Source organism: Kribbella sp. NPDC043289, assembly GCF_056436705.1.
On sequence record NZ_JBWKCB010000007.1, the window covers coordinates 1 to 15,302 of the forward strand.

Here is a 15,302-nt window from a genome sequence, read left to right on the forward strand (position 1 = left end):
CCACCAACCTCAACAGGCCGGCCAACTCCTCCGAAAACGACACGGTCCCCGCAACTCCTCAAATCGAGGTGTTGCGAGGACCGCATGAACCCGCCAAGGCGGGGGCTGTTTCTTGTGCGGGTCAGGCTGTCGCCACCTGGTACGGCGAGAGGTCGCCGGCCAGGTTGGGGTGGACTCGGGCCGTCACCAGGGTGCCTTCGGCGGTGTGTTCGAGTTGCTCGACCGCGCCTTCGGAGTGGATCCGGGAGACCAGGTCGCCGCGCTCGTACGGCAGCAGCACCTCGAGGGCGACGTGCGGCTTCGGCAGTGCGCCTTCGAGCAGCTCGCGGAGCTTGTCGATGCCTTCACCGGTGCGGGCCGACACCACGATGGCGTGCGGTTCGCGGTGCAGGATCGGGGCCAGTGCGAGCGGGTCGGCGGCGTCGGCCTTGTTGATCACGATGATCTCCGGCACGTCGCTCGCCTCGATCTCGGCGAGCACCTCGCGGACCGCCTGGATCTGCGCCATCGGGTCGGGGTGCGAACCGTCGACCACGTGCAGCAGCAGGTCCGCGTCCGCGACCTCCTCCAGCGTCGAGCGGAACGCCTCGACGATGTCGTGCGGCAGGTGCCGGACGAACCCGACGGTGTCGGTCAGCGTGTAGACGCGGCCGTCCGCCGTGGTGGTCCGCCGGGTGGTCGGGTCCAGGGTCGCGAACAGCGCGTCCTCGACCAGCACCCCGGCGCCGGTGATCCGGTTCAGCAGCGAGGACTTGCCGGCGTTGGTGTACCCCGCGATCGCGACCGAGGGCACCGAGTTCCGGCGGCGCTCCTGGCGCATCGTGCCGCGGGTGCTCTTCATCGCCTTCAGCTCGCGGCGGAGCTTGGAGATCTTGGTGTTGATCCGGCGCCGGTCGGTCTCGATCTTGGTCTCACCGGGACCACGACCACCGATACCGCCACCGGCCGCACCGACGCGGCCACCGGCCTGGCGGGACAGGTTTCCACCCCAACCACGCAGGCGCTGCTTCATGTACTGCAGCTGCGCCAGCTCGACCTGCGCCTTGCCTTCCTTGCTCTTCGCATGCTGCGCGAAGATGTCCAGGATCAGCGCGGTCCGGTCGACCACCTTGACCTTGAGCCGGTCCTCCAGGTTGCGCAGCTGCGCGGGGGCCAGCTCGCCGTCGGCGATCACGGTGTCCGCACCGGAGGCCGCGACCAGGTTGCGCAGGTCGGTCACCTTGCCGGAACCGATGAAGGTCGCCGGGTCGGGCTTCTTCCGCCGCTGGATCACGCCGTCCAGTACTTCGGAACCGGCGGTCTCGGCGAGCAGCTTCAGCTCGGCCAGCGAGTTGTCGGCGTCCTCGGCGCTGCCTTCGGTCCAGACGCCGACCAGCAGCACCCGCTCGAGCAGCAGCTTGCGGTACTCGACCTCGCTGATGTCGGTCAGCTCGGTGGACATGCCGACGACGCGGCGGAGAGCCTGGCGTTCCTCGAGCTCGAGGCCCTCGGTGCTCAGCTCTTGGTCGTCTGTCACGTGACCCGTCAACGAATCGCCTGAGTCCTCGCCCTCAAGGAGGTCAAGTTCGACGTCGGTGGTCTCGTCGTACTGCTGTGAATGGGTCGTCATATACCTTCCATGGTGGCACGGGCCTCCAGTACAGGCGACCCGTTTAAGGACGTCAACGCCCCACGCGGCATCGTGATTCCCACTACGCCGGCAACCAGGCCCGATCGAACTCGCCGCGGGCGTGCAGAACGGCCGGTCCGGTCAGCTCCAGGTGGTTGTCCGCCCGCCACGTCACGCTCACCTCACCACCGGGTACGCCGACCCGGTACGTGACCGGGAGCTGGTCCCGGGCCTGCCGCGCCGCAGCCACGGCGACAGCGCAGGTGCCGGTCCCGCAGGAGCGGGTCTCCCCCGCGCCGCGCTCGTGGACCCGCATCTGGACGTCGTGCGAACCCCGGCGTACGACGAACTCGATGTTCACGCCGTGCGGAAAGGCCTCGATGGGTGACCAGCTGGGCTGGTCGCACAGGTTGCCCGGCTCACGCAGGTCGTCGACGAACGCGACCGCGTGCGGATTGCCCATGTCGACGTGCAGGACGGGCCACTGATGACCGTTGGCCTCCACCACGATCCCGGCCGGGCTGGGCAGCGTCGGTTCACCCATGTCGACGGTCAGGGTGCCGTCGTCGTTGCGGGTGACCTCCTTGATGCCGGCGCGGGTGCCGACGCGGACCGGCTTGCCGTCCACGAGTCCCGCCTCCGCGAGGTACTTCACGAAGACACGGACGCCGTTCCCGCACATTTCCGCGATCGAACCGTCCGCATTCCGGTAGTCCATGAACCAGTCGCCACCGTCGTCGACGTACGTCTGCCGGTCGCCCCGGATCACCCGGAGCACCCCGTCGGCACCGAGCCCCGCGTGCCGGTCGCACAGGAACCGCACCAGGTCCGCGTCCAGCTCCCCGTGCACCGAACCGTCCGGGTCGGGCAGGATCACGAAGTCGTTCTCGGTCCCATGTCCCTTCAACCAGGCAAACGCAGTCATGGGGAAAGCGTACGGTGTGCGGCATGGAGCTGATCGCCTACTTCTGGGAGCAGGAGGACGCCGAGGCCGTCGCCGACCGGCTGAGCGGTGAGGTACGGCGTGGACGCTTCCACGGGGAGGACGACGACGAGGACCATCCGTGGATCGTCGTACTGCGCGACGCCGACCGGACCGCCGTGGATCAGCTGCTCGCCGAGTACGACGGCTGGCTCGAAACCTCGACCGTCGAGACTCCCGAGATTCCCAGTGCTCCTCCCCCGTTGCCGAGCGGTCCGAAGCGCTTCAAGCGATGACACGCCCAGGCCGCCGCCCCGTCGGAACGCCGTCGGCCCACGCGGTCTGACCAGCCACCAGGACGTGGGTGACACCGACGGACAGCTGCCAGGGATCGTCGTACGTCGACCTGTCGACGATCTCGTCCGGGTCCAGGACGACCAGGTCGGCGATGGCGCCCGGTGTGATCACGCCGCGGTCGGTGAAGCCGAGGCGGGACGCGGGGAGGGCCGTCATCCGGCGGATCGCTTCGGGGAGGGTGAGCACGGCGCGGTCGCGGGCGTAGTGGCCGAGGACGCGCGGGAAGGTGCCGAAGTTCCGCGGGTGCGGGTGGCCGGGGCCGGTGGCGTCCATGATCCAGCCGTCGCTCGCGATCGCCGTCTTCGGGTGTTCGAGCACCGTGGTGACGGCGTCCTCGTCCATGGCGTGGTTTACGACGCTGACGGCGGCTTCGTGCGATTCGAGGATGCGGAGCACGATTTCGGCGGCGTCCACATCGTCGTTCCGGGCGATGTCGGCGAGGCTGAGGCCGCGGCTGTCCTCGTAGCGGCCGGGCGGCAGCGATGCGATCACGACCGAATCCGGCGAGAGCAGACCGTCCGCGCGGAGCGCGTCGGCGATCCGTGAACGCTCGACCGGGTCGGCGAGGCGGTCGAGGAGCGTGCCGCCGGCCAGCGCCCAGGTCGGGAGTCTCGTGGTGAGCGTCGTACTGGTGGCGGTGTAGGGGTAGGCGTCCCAGCCGAGGTCGACGTCGGCGGCGCGATCCAGCCGGTCGAGCGCCGCGTGGACGAGGCCGTGGTTGGCCTGACCAACGGCTTTCAGATGCGAGACCTCGAGCCGCGCACCACCGGCCCGGGCCGCGCCGATCGCTTCGTCCAGCGCGTCCAACAGGCCGGCGCCCTCGGTGCGGATGTGGGTCGAGTAGAGGAGTCCGCAGTCGGCGGCGGTCGCGACCAGCGCGGCGACCTCCTCCGGCGACGCGTAGGCGCCCGGGGCGTAGATGAGCCCGGTGGAGAAACCCGCCGCACCCTGGTCTGCGGCGGCTCGCAGCAGGTCCTGCATCAGCCGGAGTTCGTCCGGCGTCGGCGGCCGCTGGGCGCTACCCATCGCGGCGATCCGCAGCGTGCAGTGGCCGACCTGGAGCGCCAGGTTCACCGCGGGTTCCAACGTTGCAGCGAAGCCGGCGAGATCGGTCCACGACCAGGCGTGCTCCGACCCGAGGAACGCCGTACCGGCGCGGAGGGTGTCGAGGTCGGTGACCGGGAACGGCGACCAGCCGCAGTTGCCCGCGACCAGCGTGGTGACGCCCTGGGCGAGCTGCGACTCGGCGGCCGGACTCGTGTCCAGACTGAAATCCGCGTGCGAGTGCAGATCGACGAACCCCGGTGCGACAATGTTGCCCGTGGCATCAATGATCTCGGCTCCGGACGGCACCTCACCGGGTGGCAGCAGCGCGGTGATGCGGTCGTCCTCGACCAGCACGGTCGCGGGGCTCGGATCGGCGCCGGTCCCGTCGACGACCAGGCCGCCGGTCACTGCCACCCGCATGGAATCACTCCTGTTCTGGTCCGAGGGTCAGCTCGTCGACCGTGTTCTGGGCGATCAGCGCCCGATCCACGGTATGCCCGAGACCGGTTGCCCCGGGCACCTGTACGACGCCCTGGACCGCGACCACCGGGGGTTCGACGATGTCCCGGGCGTAGTACTTCTCCGAGGCGGACACATCCGATGGGAGGGTGAACCCGGGGAGACTGGACAGCGCGACGTTCGCGAGCCGGCCGATGCCGAACTCGTGCATTCCGCCGCACCAGACCCCGAGCCCGGCGTCCTGCGCCCGATCGTGCGCCGCGCGGGCCGCGGTCAGGCCGCCCATCCGCGACACCTTGATGTTCAGGACCTGCAGCGCTTCTAGCGCCAGCGCTGTCTCCAGGTCGTCGACCGTCTCGATGCTCTCGTCGAGGCACACCGGCGTACCGATCGTGCGCTGCAGTGCGGCGTGCGTGAGCAGATCACGCGGGCCGAACGGCTGCTCGATCATCGTCAGCCCGTACTCGTCGAGCCGTCGCAGCTGCGCCAGGTCCGCCGCGGTGTAGATCCCGTTGGCGTCGACATGCAGATCGAGATCCGGGTACGCCGTTCGCACGGCCCGGACCGGTTCGACGTCCCAGCCGGGAGCGATCTTGAGCTTGACCCGTGGATACCCCGCTGCGACCTGTCGCTCGACCTCCGCCAGCAGGTCGTCGATCGTCGGCTCGATGCCGAGCGAGACCCCCGCCACCACTTCCGACCGGGTGCCGCCGAGGGCCGCCGCGAGCGACCGCTCGCGAACTGTTGCCCAAAGCACCCAAACCGCCATGTCGACACCGGCCTTGGCGAACTGGTTGCCGCGCACCTTGGCCCATCGGGCACTGACCTGCTCCGGGTGCTCCCAGGTCGCATCGAGGACGGCCGGCAGCAGGTACCGCTCTGCGATGTGCCAGCAGGTCTCGACCGTCTCGGGTGCGTAGTACGGATCGGAGGACGACGCGATCTCGCCCCAGCCGGTCGCGCCCGAGGCGTCGGTCAGCTCGACCAGGACGTGGTCGAGGAACGTCTTGCGGTGCGAACTCGTCCGGAACGCGTGCACCAGCGGCATCCGCACCCGGTGCAGCCGCGCCGCGACCACCTTCAGGTCAGTTGACATACAACCCCAGCTCCGTGTTCAGCCGGTCCCGTTCCATCAGCCTCCGCCGGGCGCCCTTCGCACTGGCCGTGGTCAGCGTCGCGAGCACATGCAGGACCGATGCGACGACGGTCGGCGAGTCGACGTACGACGCGCTTCCGGTGGCGACGTAGATGGACTGGTCGGCGATCTTCGCGAGCGGCGCGTCCTCGAAGTCCGTCACCGCGACCAGTTCGCCACCGGCGTCGACGAAGCGGCGGGCGATGTCGACGGTGTCGCGCCGGTACCGGCGGAAGGAGAACGCGACCATCAGGTCGTTGGACCGGACGTCGGACAGCACGTCGACGCCGCGGACGACGGTGCCGTCGACCAGCGTGACCTGGGACAGTCCGACCCCGAGGTCGAAGGCCAGCAGGGACGCGTACGAGTACGACTTCGCCGAGCCGATGATGAAGCGCCGGCGGGCCGCGACGATCCGGGCCGCGGCCTGCGCGATCGACTCGTCGGCCAGGATCTCGTCCAGCGCCTCGTCGATCGAGGCGCGTTCCTGCTCGACCACCCGGCGCTGCAGGAGCGTCGACGAGCGGCGCTGCAGACGGGCGTCGTACCGCTCCTGGGGACTGGCGAGCTCACGGTTGCGAGGGTCGTCAGGCATCGTCGGCCGGCCCGAAATAGTAGGCGCCCGTGCCGTCCGGCAGCCGGCGGCACGAGACGGCGGCCAGTCCCCTGCCGAGCAGCTCCTCGAACGCGCGGCGAAGCTCGGCAGGGTCGTCCGGCAGGACGAGCTGGGTCAGCTCGGACTCGTCGAGCGCGGCGGGCTGCTCCTGGCTCAGGTCCCACTCCACGACGACGCGGTCGGTGCCGGGACCGTACATGTCCGGGGCGAACCAGCGACCGCGGGCGCCCAGGACGTCCAGGTTGAAGTGCGCGTTGCGGATCTGCATCGGGTCGTAGGTCCAGCGCATCCGCGACATACCGTGGCTGAGGGCAACTTCGCGCTGAGCGTGCTTGAGCATCCGGCCGAGGCCGTGGCCCTGGTGGTCGGCGGCCACCACGGCCGACTGCGAGTAGTGGTAGAAGCCGCGCCGATCCGTGCCACAGAAGCCGTACGCGAACGCCACCAGCCGGTCGCTCTCGTCGAGGATGCCGACCACCGATCCGCCGTTGCTCGCCAGCGCGCCGAGCAGCCGCGGGTTCAGCCCGTACGCCGGGTCGAGGTAGCCGAAGACCGCGCGGTACAACGCCGAGGCCTCGGCGAACCGCGACGCCGTGGTGAGCGAGACCGCGCGGAAGCTCACCTCAGAGATACGATTCATATCCTGAGTAAATCCCGCACATCTCACCCTAGTCAATCGGTGCTCAGATGATGATACGTTGACTATCTATGATCATTCAGCGACTCCGGGAGTACGTCGGCGCGGAGACCCCGACCGGCGACGCAGCCGTCCTGAACGCGTTCGCCGACCGGCTCGCCACGCGGTACGCCGAGCTCGGCGCGACCGTCCGTCGCGACCAGCACCCAACCGGCGACCATCTGGTGGCGGACTTCCCCGGTCGCGGCGCGCGCACCGAGGACGCTCCGCTGCTGTTCCTCGCGCACCACGACACCGTCTGGCCGATCGGCCAACTGCAGGACGCGATGCCGTGGCGCGAGGCGGACGGCATCATCCACGGGCCCGGCGTCTTCGACATGAAAGGCGGCCTCGTCGTCCTCGAGACCGCTCTCGAGCAGATCGCCGACCAGGACCACCGCCCCGTCCGCGTCATCGTCGTGGCGGACGAGGAGGTCGGCTCACCTTCGGCCCGCGCCCTCGTGACGGAAGAGTCCAAGGGCGTGTACGCCGCGTTCGGGCTCGAACCGCCGCACCCGAACGGCGACCTCAAGACCTCGCGCTGGGGCAGCACCCGGGTCCGCATCGAGGTCAGCGGCCGTGAGGCGCACGCGGCGCTCGATCCGGAAAGCGGTGTCTCGGCGATCGACGAGCTCGTCGATCAGCTGATCGCCGTGCGAAAGATCGTCGCGGAGCACGACGACGTGCTGTGCAACGTCGGCACCATCACGGGTGGCGGGCGGACCAACGTCGTAGCGGGGGCTGCGGCGGCCGACATCGGGTTCCGCTTTGTCGATCCATCGACCGAAGAGGCTGTGCTGGCGGCGGTGGCTGCCTTGCAGCCGGTGCGGGACGCTCAGCTGCAGGTACGGGTGATGTCGAACCGGCCGGCGTGGCAGCCGTCGTCGGCGATCGACGAACTGCTGGCGAAGGTGGCCGCGGCCGGGCGGTCCGTCGGGCAGGAGGTCGGTGGCGCGGCCGCGTCCGGCGCGGCCGACACCAATCTGACCGGATGGTTGGGCGTCCCCACGTTGGACGGCCTGGGGCCTGTCGGCAAGGGCGCCCACGCCGTCCACGAGCAGGTGATCGCGGCGAGCCTGAGCGAACGGGTCGCCCTGGTCGCCGCGATCGTCACCTCACTTTGACGGCCAGGCCGTTCCAGCTGCTCCCCCACCACGTCGCGACGGCTCCGCGGCGGCGAGAATCCCACCGCCGGGCAGGAACTCCAGCGCCGCGACCGCACCGATCTCCGCGGCCGAGCTCCCCGGCGCACCAGCCGGCGTGAACGTGTGACCGTACGGCGCCAGCGCCGCGCCGTACTTGTCGATGAACGACTGCTCCGCGGTCACCGACGCGGTGTTGCGCTGCGACGCCCGCGGCGCCGCGATCGCTTGCGGCAGCGTCATGCCACGGTCGAGCCGGTTCGTCAGTGTCTGCAGGACGGTCGTGATGATCGTCGAGCCACCCGGCGAACCGATCGCGATGTACGGCTTGCCGCCTCGCAGCACGATCGTCGGCGACATCGACGACCGCGGCCGCTTCCCCGCCTGGACGCTGTTCGGGTCCTTCGCGTCGGGTACGGCGGAGAAGTCGGTGAGCTCGTTGTTCAGCAGGAACCCGCGCCCCGGAACGGTGATCCCGCTGCCGCCGGTCTGCTCGATGGTCAGCGTGTACGAGACCACGTTGCCCCACTTGTCGGCCGCGACCAGGTGCGTCGTCGACCGGCCCTCGGTGTCGGGTCGCTGCTCGACCGCGCTGCCCTTGCCGCAGTGCGAGTACTTACCGTCCGGCGAACCCGCGGCCACCGGCTTGGTCGCCGCCTTCTGCGGGTCGATCAGGCACGAACGCTCCGCACCGAACCCGGGCGAGAGCAGCTCCTTCTGCGGTACGTCGACGTACGCCGAGTCACCGATGTACGCGCCACGGTCCGCGAAGGCGAGCGCCGATGCCTCGAGGTACGTGTGCAAGGCCTGCGTGGTCGACTGCTGCCGCAGGTGTTGCGGCTGCAGGATGTTCAGCGCCTCGCCGACGGTGATTCCGCCGGATGACGACGGGGGCATGCCGTAGACGTCAAGGCCGTCGTACCGGACCTTCGTCGGCGTGCGATCGATCGCCTTGTACGCCGCGAGGTCGCTCGCGTGCAGGTAACCGGGGAAGAACGGCAGCGTGGCGTTCGCAGTCTTCGGCGGGTTCTGCGCGACGGCGGCCATCTCACCGGAGAGCGGGCCGTTGTAGAACACCGACGGACCCTGCTGACCGATCAGCTTGTACGTCGCGGCGAGCTCGGGGTTCTTGAACAGCGAACCGACCTGCGGCGCGTCGCCGTTCGGGAGGAACAGCTTGGCGGTCGGCACGACCTGCGCGAAGCGGTCCTTGTTCTCCAACGTCTGCAGGCGGAACGTCGGGTCCACCACGAATCCACGCTCGGCCAGGTCCGCGGCCGGCTGCAGCGCCTTGCCGAGCGGCACCGAACCCCACTGCTTCAGGGCGCTGTCCCAGGTCGCGAGCGATCCCGGTACGCCGATCGACACGCCCGACGTCACCAGTTGCGCGAAGGGATACGGCTGACCGGTGGACTTGTTCATGAACGCGTCCGAGGGCATCGTCGCGGGCGCGGTCTCGCGGCCGTCGATCGTGAACACCTTGTGCTGCTTGGCGTTGTAGTACACGAAGTAACCACCGCCGCCGATGCCGGCCGAGTACGGCTCGGTGACACCGAGGGCCGCGGCGGTGGCGACCGCGGCGTCAACCGCGTTACCACCACGACGCAGGACGTCGAGACCGATGTTCGTCGCGTCGGGATCGACCGAGGACACCGCACCGCCGTACCCGATTGCGGTCGGTTGCCGCGGCGTCGGGGTGGGTGGAGCGGCCAGGGCCGAACTGTTCAGACTGCTCAGACCGGACAGGACGAGGGCACCTGCGGACAGGGATGCGACCAGCTTCTTCACGAATTACCCCACACGAGGTCGGCGGGACAGGGACAAGCCCTTGCCTATCTCACGTGGCGGCCGCGCGCTACTTCTGGCGCGCCTAACTGACCGCGCAGGAGTCGAGGAACCGGCGCAGTACGTCGTCGGGCCACTCGACCGTGCCGGTCGGCAACTCGACGAGCAGCCATTGGTTCGCGAGCTTCACCTGGCCAGTCCGCCGACCGTCGAGAGTGCCGAGATGGAAGGTCTTGCCGCTCGACTGGGTGACGTGCACACCCGACAGCGCCCGCGCCTGCGGGGCCGCTTGCAGGACGATCTTGGCCGCGACATCCGTCGTCCGCATCTCCGGCTGGGACAGTACGACGTGGTTGGCCGCGATCGGCGACTCCGGCGACCAGCCCTTCGGCGCGAGACCGCAATCGATCGTGCTCCACGGCTGCTTGTTCGCGACCAGCTCGGCGACGGAAGCACCGAACATCGACATCGTCTGGGAACTCTTCGGCTTGGCCGGTGCGGCCGTCTGCGGGGTGGCCGGCGCCGCGGCGGTCCGCGGCTCGGCCGTACCGCCCGCGACCTCCGCGGTGTTACCCCACCACTTCACCTGGTTGCCGACCGCAAGCGCCAGTGCGGACACGGCCGCGACACAGAGCACGCCGGTGGCCCGCCGCCGGCGCTTGATCCGACGCAGCGCGCGCTGTCCGCGGGTGACGTCCGCGTCGATGTCCGCGTCCGGCAGCCCATCGGCGGCACGGTCCGCGAACCCCTCCAACAACCTCTTGACGTCGTCCATCGGCGGTCTCAGCTACTCCCCGTCTCTTCCGTCATCAGTTCTTTCAGGCGCTTCAGCGCCTTGGCGGTCTGGCTCTTCACGGTGCCTTCGGTGCACTCCAGGATCCGGGCGCAGGTCGCGACATCGAGATCCTGGAAGTACCGCAGTACCAGCACCGCCCGCTGCCGTGGCGCGAGATCCAGCAACGCGTCCCGGACCGCGAGCGTGTCGGCCTGGTCCGGTTCGTCGGCCAGCCTCGGCTCGAGCGTCTCGGCGGTCACCACCTCGGGGTGGCGGCCGGCCCGGCGGCGCTCGTCGAGGAAGGCGTTGACCAGGATGCGGTGCGCGTACGGCCCGGCGCCCTCGTGCTTGATCCGGTGCCAGTGCACGTACACCCTGGTGCAGGCGGTCTGGACCAGATCTTCGGCGGTATGCAGATCACCGGCGGTGAGCAGCAAGGCCGTCCTCATCAGCCTTGTGCGGTCCGCGAGCAGGTACTCACGGAACTCGGCCTCACGGTCACCCCCTCGCATCGACGGCCCCCAGGCCTTCTTCTACCCCACCTACGCCGCCGGCGCCCGCGCGGTTGCCCTCGGCTATCACCTGAAGTGCCTTCTCCACCAGATCGGGGTCGTCGTAGGGCAGCCAAGTGATCCGTTGGTCCTTACGGAACCACGAGTCCTGCCGGCGCGCGAACCGGCGCGTGGCTTGTGCGGTCCGCTCCCGGGCCGCCGTTTCGTCGATCTCACCGTTGAGCAACGCGATCACCTGTGAGTACCCGAGTGCGCGGTTGGCCGTCCTGCCTTCAATCAAACCCTTGTTCAGCAGACCTCGCACCTCGGCGACGAATCCGGCGTCGAACATCCGGTCCACCCGGCGGTCGATCCGCTCGTCCAGCACCGGCCGCGGGACGTCGAGACCGAGCTGGATCGCGCCCGGGTAGACGTAGCGGTGTTCCGGCAGCGTCGCGACGTACGGGCCGCCGGTGATCTCGACGACCTCGAGCGCACGGACGATCCGGCGGCCGTTGCTCGGCAGGATCTGCTCGGCGGCCTTCGGGTCGATCGCGGCCAGCTCGGCGTGCAGGGCGCCGGAGCCCTTCGCTTCGAGCTCGGCCTCGAGACGCGCCCGGACCTCGGGATCGGTGCCCGGGAAGACGAAGTCGTCGAGGATCGCGCGGACGTACAACGCCGAACCGCCGGCCAGGACCGGTACGACCTGACGGGCGATGCAGTCGTCGATCGCCGCCCGGGCCAGCTCCTGGAACTCCGCGACGGTCGCGGTCTCGGTGACGTCGAGGATGTCGAGCAGATGATGGGGTACGCCGGAGCGCTCGGCCGCACTGATCTTCGCCGTACCGATGTCCATCCCGCGGTACACCTGCATGGCGTCGGCGTTCACCACCTCGCCCCCCAGACGCTGCGAGAGGGCGACGGCCAGGTCGGACTTCCCGGCCGCGGTGGGGCCGACAACCGCGGCGACGAGTGGAGCAGGCATCGCTCCAGTCTGGCAGCTCGCTTCCCAAGAGTTCGCCAAGAGGTCTGTACCAGCCTTGTGGATGACCCGAAAAGTTCGGTAGGAACCTTGGAGTTCGCACCATATCTACGGGAGGAACCCAAGTGACGAATCCGTTCGAGGAAGAGTCGGACGCGGCGAAGGACGCGCTCGGCCTGGGGGAAAAGGCCGACGACGTGGCGGCTGCCAAGCGCAGCGGCGGCGACGTCGAGCTGAAGAAGAGCGGCGGTGACGTCGAGTTCAGCGGTGGGGACGTCGAGTCCGGCGGCGATGTGGAGTCCGGTGGCGACGTCGAGTCCGGCGGCGGCTCGACCGACAGCGGCGGCGACGTCGAGTCGGAGCCGAAGGACGGCGCCTGATCGTTGCCCCGGGCGCCTGACCGGTACCGGTTGGGCACGGCGCTCGTGGAGATCCCACAGTTCCGGCGTTGCAGATGCGAAGATCACCGCTAGCTGTCTGTAAGCATTTAACTACGCAGGAATGGGAGCCCCCGAGATGGGCATCTTCGACAAGTTCAAGGACACGGCCGAGAACCTGAAGGACAAGGCCACCGACCTGGTCGACGGTCACGGCGACAAGGTCGGCGAGGGCCTGGACAAGGCCGGCGACTTCGTCGACGAGAAGACAGGCGGCAAGTACGGCGACAAGATCGACGCCGGCGTCGACAAGGCCAAGGAAGGGTTGGACAACCTGGACGGCCAGAACGACGACATCCCGGACGCGCCGAACCAGTCCGCCTGATCAAGTCCCCGAAGGGCCCGCAAGCACCCGCTTGCGGGCCCTTCGCCATGCCGGCACCAGGCTCGCCTGCGGCGTCTCAGCGGACTGTGGACAGCCGCCGGGTCCGATCCACCGAGTCGTGCACCGAGGCGCCTACCCCATCCGCCGAGTCGTGACGCCGGGTCCCGTCTCGCCCACCACAACCCACGACTCGACCACCGGCGCGCGCCGTCGCGGTTCCCGGAGCATCTTCGTCGCCTACTGCGGAACAAGTTCCGAAAAGCGCCGGCGCGAGGCTCGCCCGCGGCGCCGCGGCGGACCGTGGACAGCCTCCGAGGACTGCGCACGAGCTATTGCTTGTCCTCAGTCGGCGGCGGGTGTGCTCAGTTGGCTGCGCCGAGGTGCGGGTTGGCGGTGGGCCTAGGGTTTGGGCGTGAGTGGTGACGGGTTGCGGGTGACGGTGCTCGGGTGCGCTACGCCGTACCCGGAGGTGGGTAACCCGTGTTCGGGGTATCTGGTGCGGGCGGGTGGAACCCGGATCTGGGTCGATGCGGGGACCGGGACGCTCGGACCGCTGCAGGAGCATGTGCGGTTGGACGAGCTCGACGCGATCTGGATCTCGCATCTGCATGCCGACCACAGCGCCGACCTGCTGACTGCGTACTACGGTGCGCTCTACGCGGACGTCACTCTCGCGGCGCCCATCCCCCTCTACGGTCCGCCCGGCATCGCCGACCGCCTTGCGGGATTCCTCACCAACGGGCCGACGCGCAGCCCGATCGAGTCCGCGTTCGCGATCACCGAGTTGTACGACGGCCACGAAGCGACCGTCGGTTCGATCCACCTCACCACTCGGGCCGTGGACCACGGCATGCCCGCGTTCGCCGTACGCATGGAGAGCGCGGGCAGGTCGCTCGCATACTCGGGTGACACCGCGCCGTGTCAGAACCTGACCGAGCTGGCGCGCGACTGCGACGTACTGCTGTGTGAGGCCGACGGTCCGGAGCCCGATAGCGCACACCACACGCCTGAGCAGGCCGGTGCCACCGCAGGCGCGGCGCGGGCTGGTCGGCTGATCGTCACGCATGTCGGCCGCTCGCTCACGCCGGAACGAGCAGCTGTACGCGCGGCGAGCCGATTCGCCGGGCCCGTCGAGTACGCCGTTCCCGGGGCGACGTACACGATCTGAATCTCTTTCCGGAAGGGGATTGTCCGGAAAGCGTCGTACGCTCGGTTCATGGCCAAAGTCGTGGTCGGGGAGTTGACGGTACGGGCGCTTGCGCCGGGGACCTGGGATGCGTTCGAGGCGCTCGCGGAGCGGCACAACGGGGTGTGGGGCGGGTGCTGGTGCACGTGGTTCCAGACGATGCACCACCAGAAGACGTTCGACGCCGGGAACAACCGCGACCTCAAGCACCGCCTCGTGATGGAAGGACACGCGCACGCGGCGCTGGTGTTCGACGGGAAGCTCGCGGTCGGCTGGCTGGAGTACGGCTCGCCGGACGAGCTGCCGAACATCTACCACCGCAAGGAGTACGAGGCCGGGATGGACCGCCCGCCCGACTACCGCCTCACCTGCTTCTTCACCGACCGCGGTTACCGCCGCCAGGGAGTCTCAGCCGTCGCCCTGAACGGCGCCCTCGACCTGATCGCGGACGCTGGCGGCGGCCTAGTCGAGGCCTATCCGCAGGACACCGCCGGCCAGAAGATCAGCGCGTCCTTCCTCTACAACGGCACCCGATCCCTCTTCGAAAAAGCCGGCTTCACCTACAACCGCCCCAAAGGCAAGAACCACTGCGTAATGAGCAAAAAGGTTGCCGGCAGCAAGCGCTAACCGACCCCGAGCAGTCCTAGGGAGCAGTCCAGGTCATCGTGTATCGCCAGAACAGGCCGCGTCTGAGGCGCGCGCCGGGCAGGATGCGCTCAGCTGCCGCGGCGATCTCCTCGAACGAGTCCGCGGCCATGGCCGTGGGTGCGGTCATGTGCGTTGGAGTCTTGGTTGATCGTCGCGGATGCACGACGGCACCGATGATCGGATTCAGGATCACGGAAGCGATCGACCACGGAAGGTCTGCGGGCGCTTCTCGGCTGATGCCGACCACAATGAGCCGGCCGTTCGGGCGCAGCAACTCGCGCACCTTCTCGAGCGTGGCGTGCAACGGCAGATGATGCAGCACCGCCACGAACGTGATGACGTCGTACCGGTTCGTGTGGGACTCGTCGAACGGTTCGTTCAAGATGACGGCGTTCGCAAGGTCTCCGGTCGCGCGCCGAGCCTGCTCCGCAGTCGGACCATCGGGCTCGATGCCCGTCACCGAAGGAAAAACCCCGGCCAGCCGGCGCACGAGGTTGCCCGTCCCGCACCCCACATCCAGCGCGTCCGTTCCTCCAGCCGCCCGGACACGACGCGCATGATGCAGCACGAGTGCGGCGTACGCGTCATTGTGAGACCAGGGATGAGCATCATTAAACCGCCCCAGACCACCCAGCACTCCTTCGAAAGCACGAGACATGGGTGCGACAGTATCTCCGCAAGAGCGTCACGTACGCCGAACGCTGACCCGG

General features: G+C 69.0%; 17 protein-coding genes. 6 read left to right on the plus strand and 11 right to left on the minus strand.

All coding sequences use genetic code 11. The annotated features are described in order from the left end of the window. Nucleotides 1-121 precede the first annotated feature (121 nt). Nucleotides 122-1,609: a GTPase HflX gene (gene hflX, locus AC0662_RS33055; RefSeq protein WP_478305584.1), complete on the minus strand. Its 1,488-nt coding sequence runs from the start codon at nt 1,607-1,609 to the stop codon at nt 122-124. A gap of 82 nt (nt 1,610-1,691) precedes the next feature. Then, nucleotides 1,692-2,534: a diaminopimelate epimerase gene (gene dapF / locus AC0662_RS33060; RefSeq protein WP_478305586.1), complete on the minus strand. Its 843-nt coding sequence runs from the start codon at nt 2,532-2,534 to the stop codon at nt 1,692-1,694. A gap of 23 nt (nt 2,535-2,557) precedes the next feature. On the opposite strand from dapF, the gene AC0662_RS33065 reads away from it, so the two are divergent. Next, a complete protein-coding gene (locus AC0662_RS33065) occupies nt 2,558-2,827 on the plus strand; it encodes a hypothetical protein (RefSeq protein ID WP_452204871.1) in 270 nt (89 codons plus the stop codon). On the opposite strand, the gene AC0662_RS33070 is transcribed toward AC0662_RS33065, so the two are convergent. The 4 genes from AC0662_RS33070 to AC0662_RS33085 are packed head-to-tail and all read right to left on the minus strand — an operon-like array spanning nt 2,817 to nt 6,785. After that, nucleotides 2,817-4,355, minus strand: coding sequence for an N-acyl-D-amino-acid deacylase family protein (locus tag AC0662_RS33070; protein WP_478305588.1), 1,539 nt, complete (start codon nt 4,353-4,355; stop codon nt 2,817-2,819). The two genes, AC0662_RS33065 and AC0662_RS33070, sit on opposite strands and share 11 nt — an antisense overlap. A gap of 4 nt (nt 4,356-4,359) precedes the next feature. Then, complete coding sequence (gene menC, locus AC0662_RS33075; RefSeq protein ID WP_478305590.1) at nt 4,360-5,490, minus strand: o-succinylbenzoate synthase; 1,131 nt, start codon at nt 5,488-5,490, stop codon at nt 4,360-4,362. Next, nucleotides 5,480-6,124, minus strand: a complete 645-nt coding sequence (locus AC0662_RS33080; protein ID WP_478305592.1) for a MurR/RpiR family transcriptional regulator — start codon at nt 6,122-6,124, stop codon at nt 5,480-5,482. Before AC0662_RS33080 ends, menC begins: the two co-directional genes overlap by 11 nt. Continuing rightward, nucleotides 6,117-6,785, minus strand: a complete 669-nt coding sequence (locus tag AC0662_RS33085) for a GNAT family N-acetyltransferase (RefSeq protein ID WP_478305594.1) — start codon at nt 6,783-6,785, stop codon at nt 6,117-6,119. Before AC0662_RS33085 ends, AC0662_RS33080 begins: the two co-directional genes overlap by 8 nt. A 68-nt stretch (nt 6,786-6,853) precedes the next feature. Between AC0662_RS33085 and AC0662_RS33090 the strand changes: the two genes are divergently transcribed. Continuing rightward, nucleotides 6,854-7,945: a M20/M25/M40 family metallo-hydrolase gene (locus AC0662_RS33090; protein ID WP_452204863.1), complete on the plus strand. Its 1,092-nt coding sequence runs from the start codon at nt 6,854-6,856 to the stop codon at nt 7,943-7,945. Here AC0662_RS33090 and ggt read toward each other — a convergent pair. The 4 genes from ggt to miaA form a co-directional block, all read right to left on the minus strand. After that, the gene (gene ggt / locus AC0662_RS33095) at nt 7,937-9,751 is read right to left on the minus strand and encodes a gamma-glutamyltransferase (protein ID WP_478305596.1); all 1,815 of its coding nucleotides are present in this window, start codon (nt 9,749-9,751) and stop codon (nt 7,937-7,939) included. The two genes, AC0662_RS33090 and ggt, sit on opposite strands and share 9 nt — an antisense overlap. An 82-nt stretch (nt 9,752-9,833) precedes the next feature. Beyond that, nucleotides 9,834-10,523 carry a hypothetical protein gene (locus AC0662_RS33100; RefSeq protein ID WP_478305598.1) on the minus strand — a complete coding sequence of 230 codons (690 nt, stop codon included), beginning with the start codon at nt 10,521-10,523 and terminating at the stop codon, nt 9,834-9,836. An 8-nt stretch (nt 10,524-10,531) separates the two neighbouring features. Next, nucleotides 10,532-11,035, minus strand: coding sequence for a SigE family RNA polymerase sigma factor (locus tag AC0662_RS33105; protein WP_452204858.1), 504 nt, complete (start codon nt 11,033-11,035; stop codon nt 10,532-10,534). Further along, the gene (miaA, locus tag AC0662_RS33110) at nt 11,022-11,999 is read right to left on the minus strand and encodes a tRNA (adenosine(37)-N6)-dimethylallyltransferase MiaA (RefSeq protein ID WP_452204856.1); all 978 of its coding nucleotides are present in this window, start codon (nt 11,997-11,999) and stop codon (nt 11,022-11,024) included. Before miaA ends, AC0662_RS33105 begins: the two co-directional genes overlap by 14 nt. Nucleotides 12,000-12,121: 122 nt before the next feature. On the opposite strand from miaA, the gene AC0662_RS33115 reads away from it, so the two are divergent. The 4 genes from AC0662_RS33115 (at nt 12,122) to AC0662_RS33130 (ending at nt 14,571) form a co-directional block, all read left to right on the plus strand. Next, nucleotides 12,122-12,376, plus strand: a complete 255-nt coding sequence (locus tag AC0662_RS33115) for a hypothetical protein (protein ID WP_452204854.1) — start codon at nt 12,122-12,124, stop codon at nt 12,374-12,376. Nucleotides 12,377-12,497: 121 nt separating this feature from the next. After that, nucleotides 12,498-12,758 carry an antitoxin gene (locus AC0662_RS33120; RefSeq protein WP_452204852.1) on the plus strand — a complete coding sequence of 87 codons (261 nt, stop codon included), beginning with the start codon at nt 12,498-12,500 and terminating at the stop codon, nt 12,756-12,758. Between the two features lie 412 nt (nt 12,759-13,170). Continuing rightward, entirely contained in the window at nt 13,171-13,926 is a 756-nt protein-coding gene (locus AC0662_RS33125; protein WP_478305600.1) for an MBL fold metallo-hydrolase, read from the plus strand. Between the two features lie 48 nt (nt 13,927-13,974). Continuing rightward, nucleotides 13,975-14,571, plus strand: coding sequence for a GNAT family N-acetyltransferase (locus tag AC0662_RS33130; RefSeq protein WP_478305602.1), 597 nt, complete (start codon nt 13,975-13,977; stop codon nt 14,569-14,571). A gap of 16 nt (nt 14,572-14,587) precedes the next feature. Here the strand turns inward: AC0662_RS33130 and AC0662_RS33135 are convergent, their stop codons facing one another. Then, nucleotides 14,588-15,250: a class I SAM-dependent methyltransferase gene (locus AC0662_RS33135; RefSeq protein ID WP_478305604.1), complete on the minus strand. Its 663-nt coding sequence runs from the start codon at nt 15,248-15,250 to the stop codon at nt 14,588-14,590. Nucleotides 15,251-15,302: the final 52 nt, after the last annotated feature.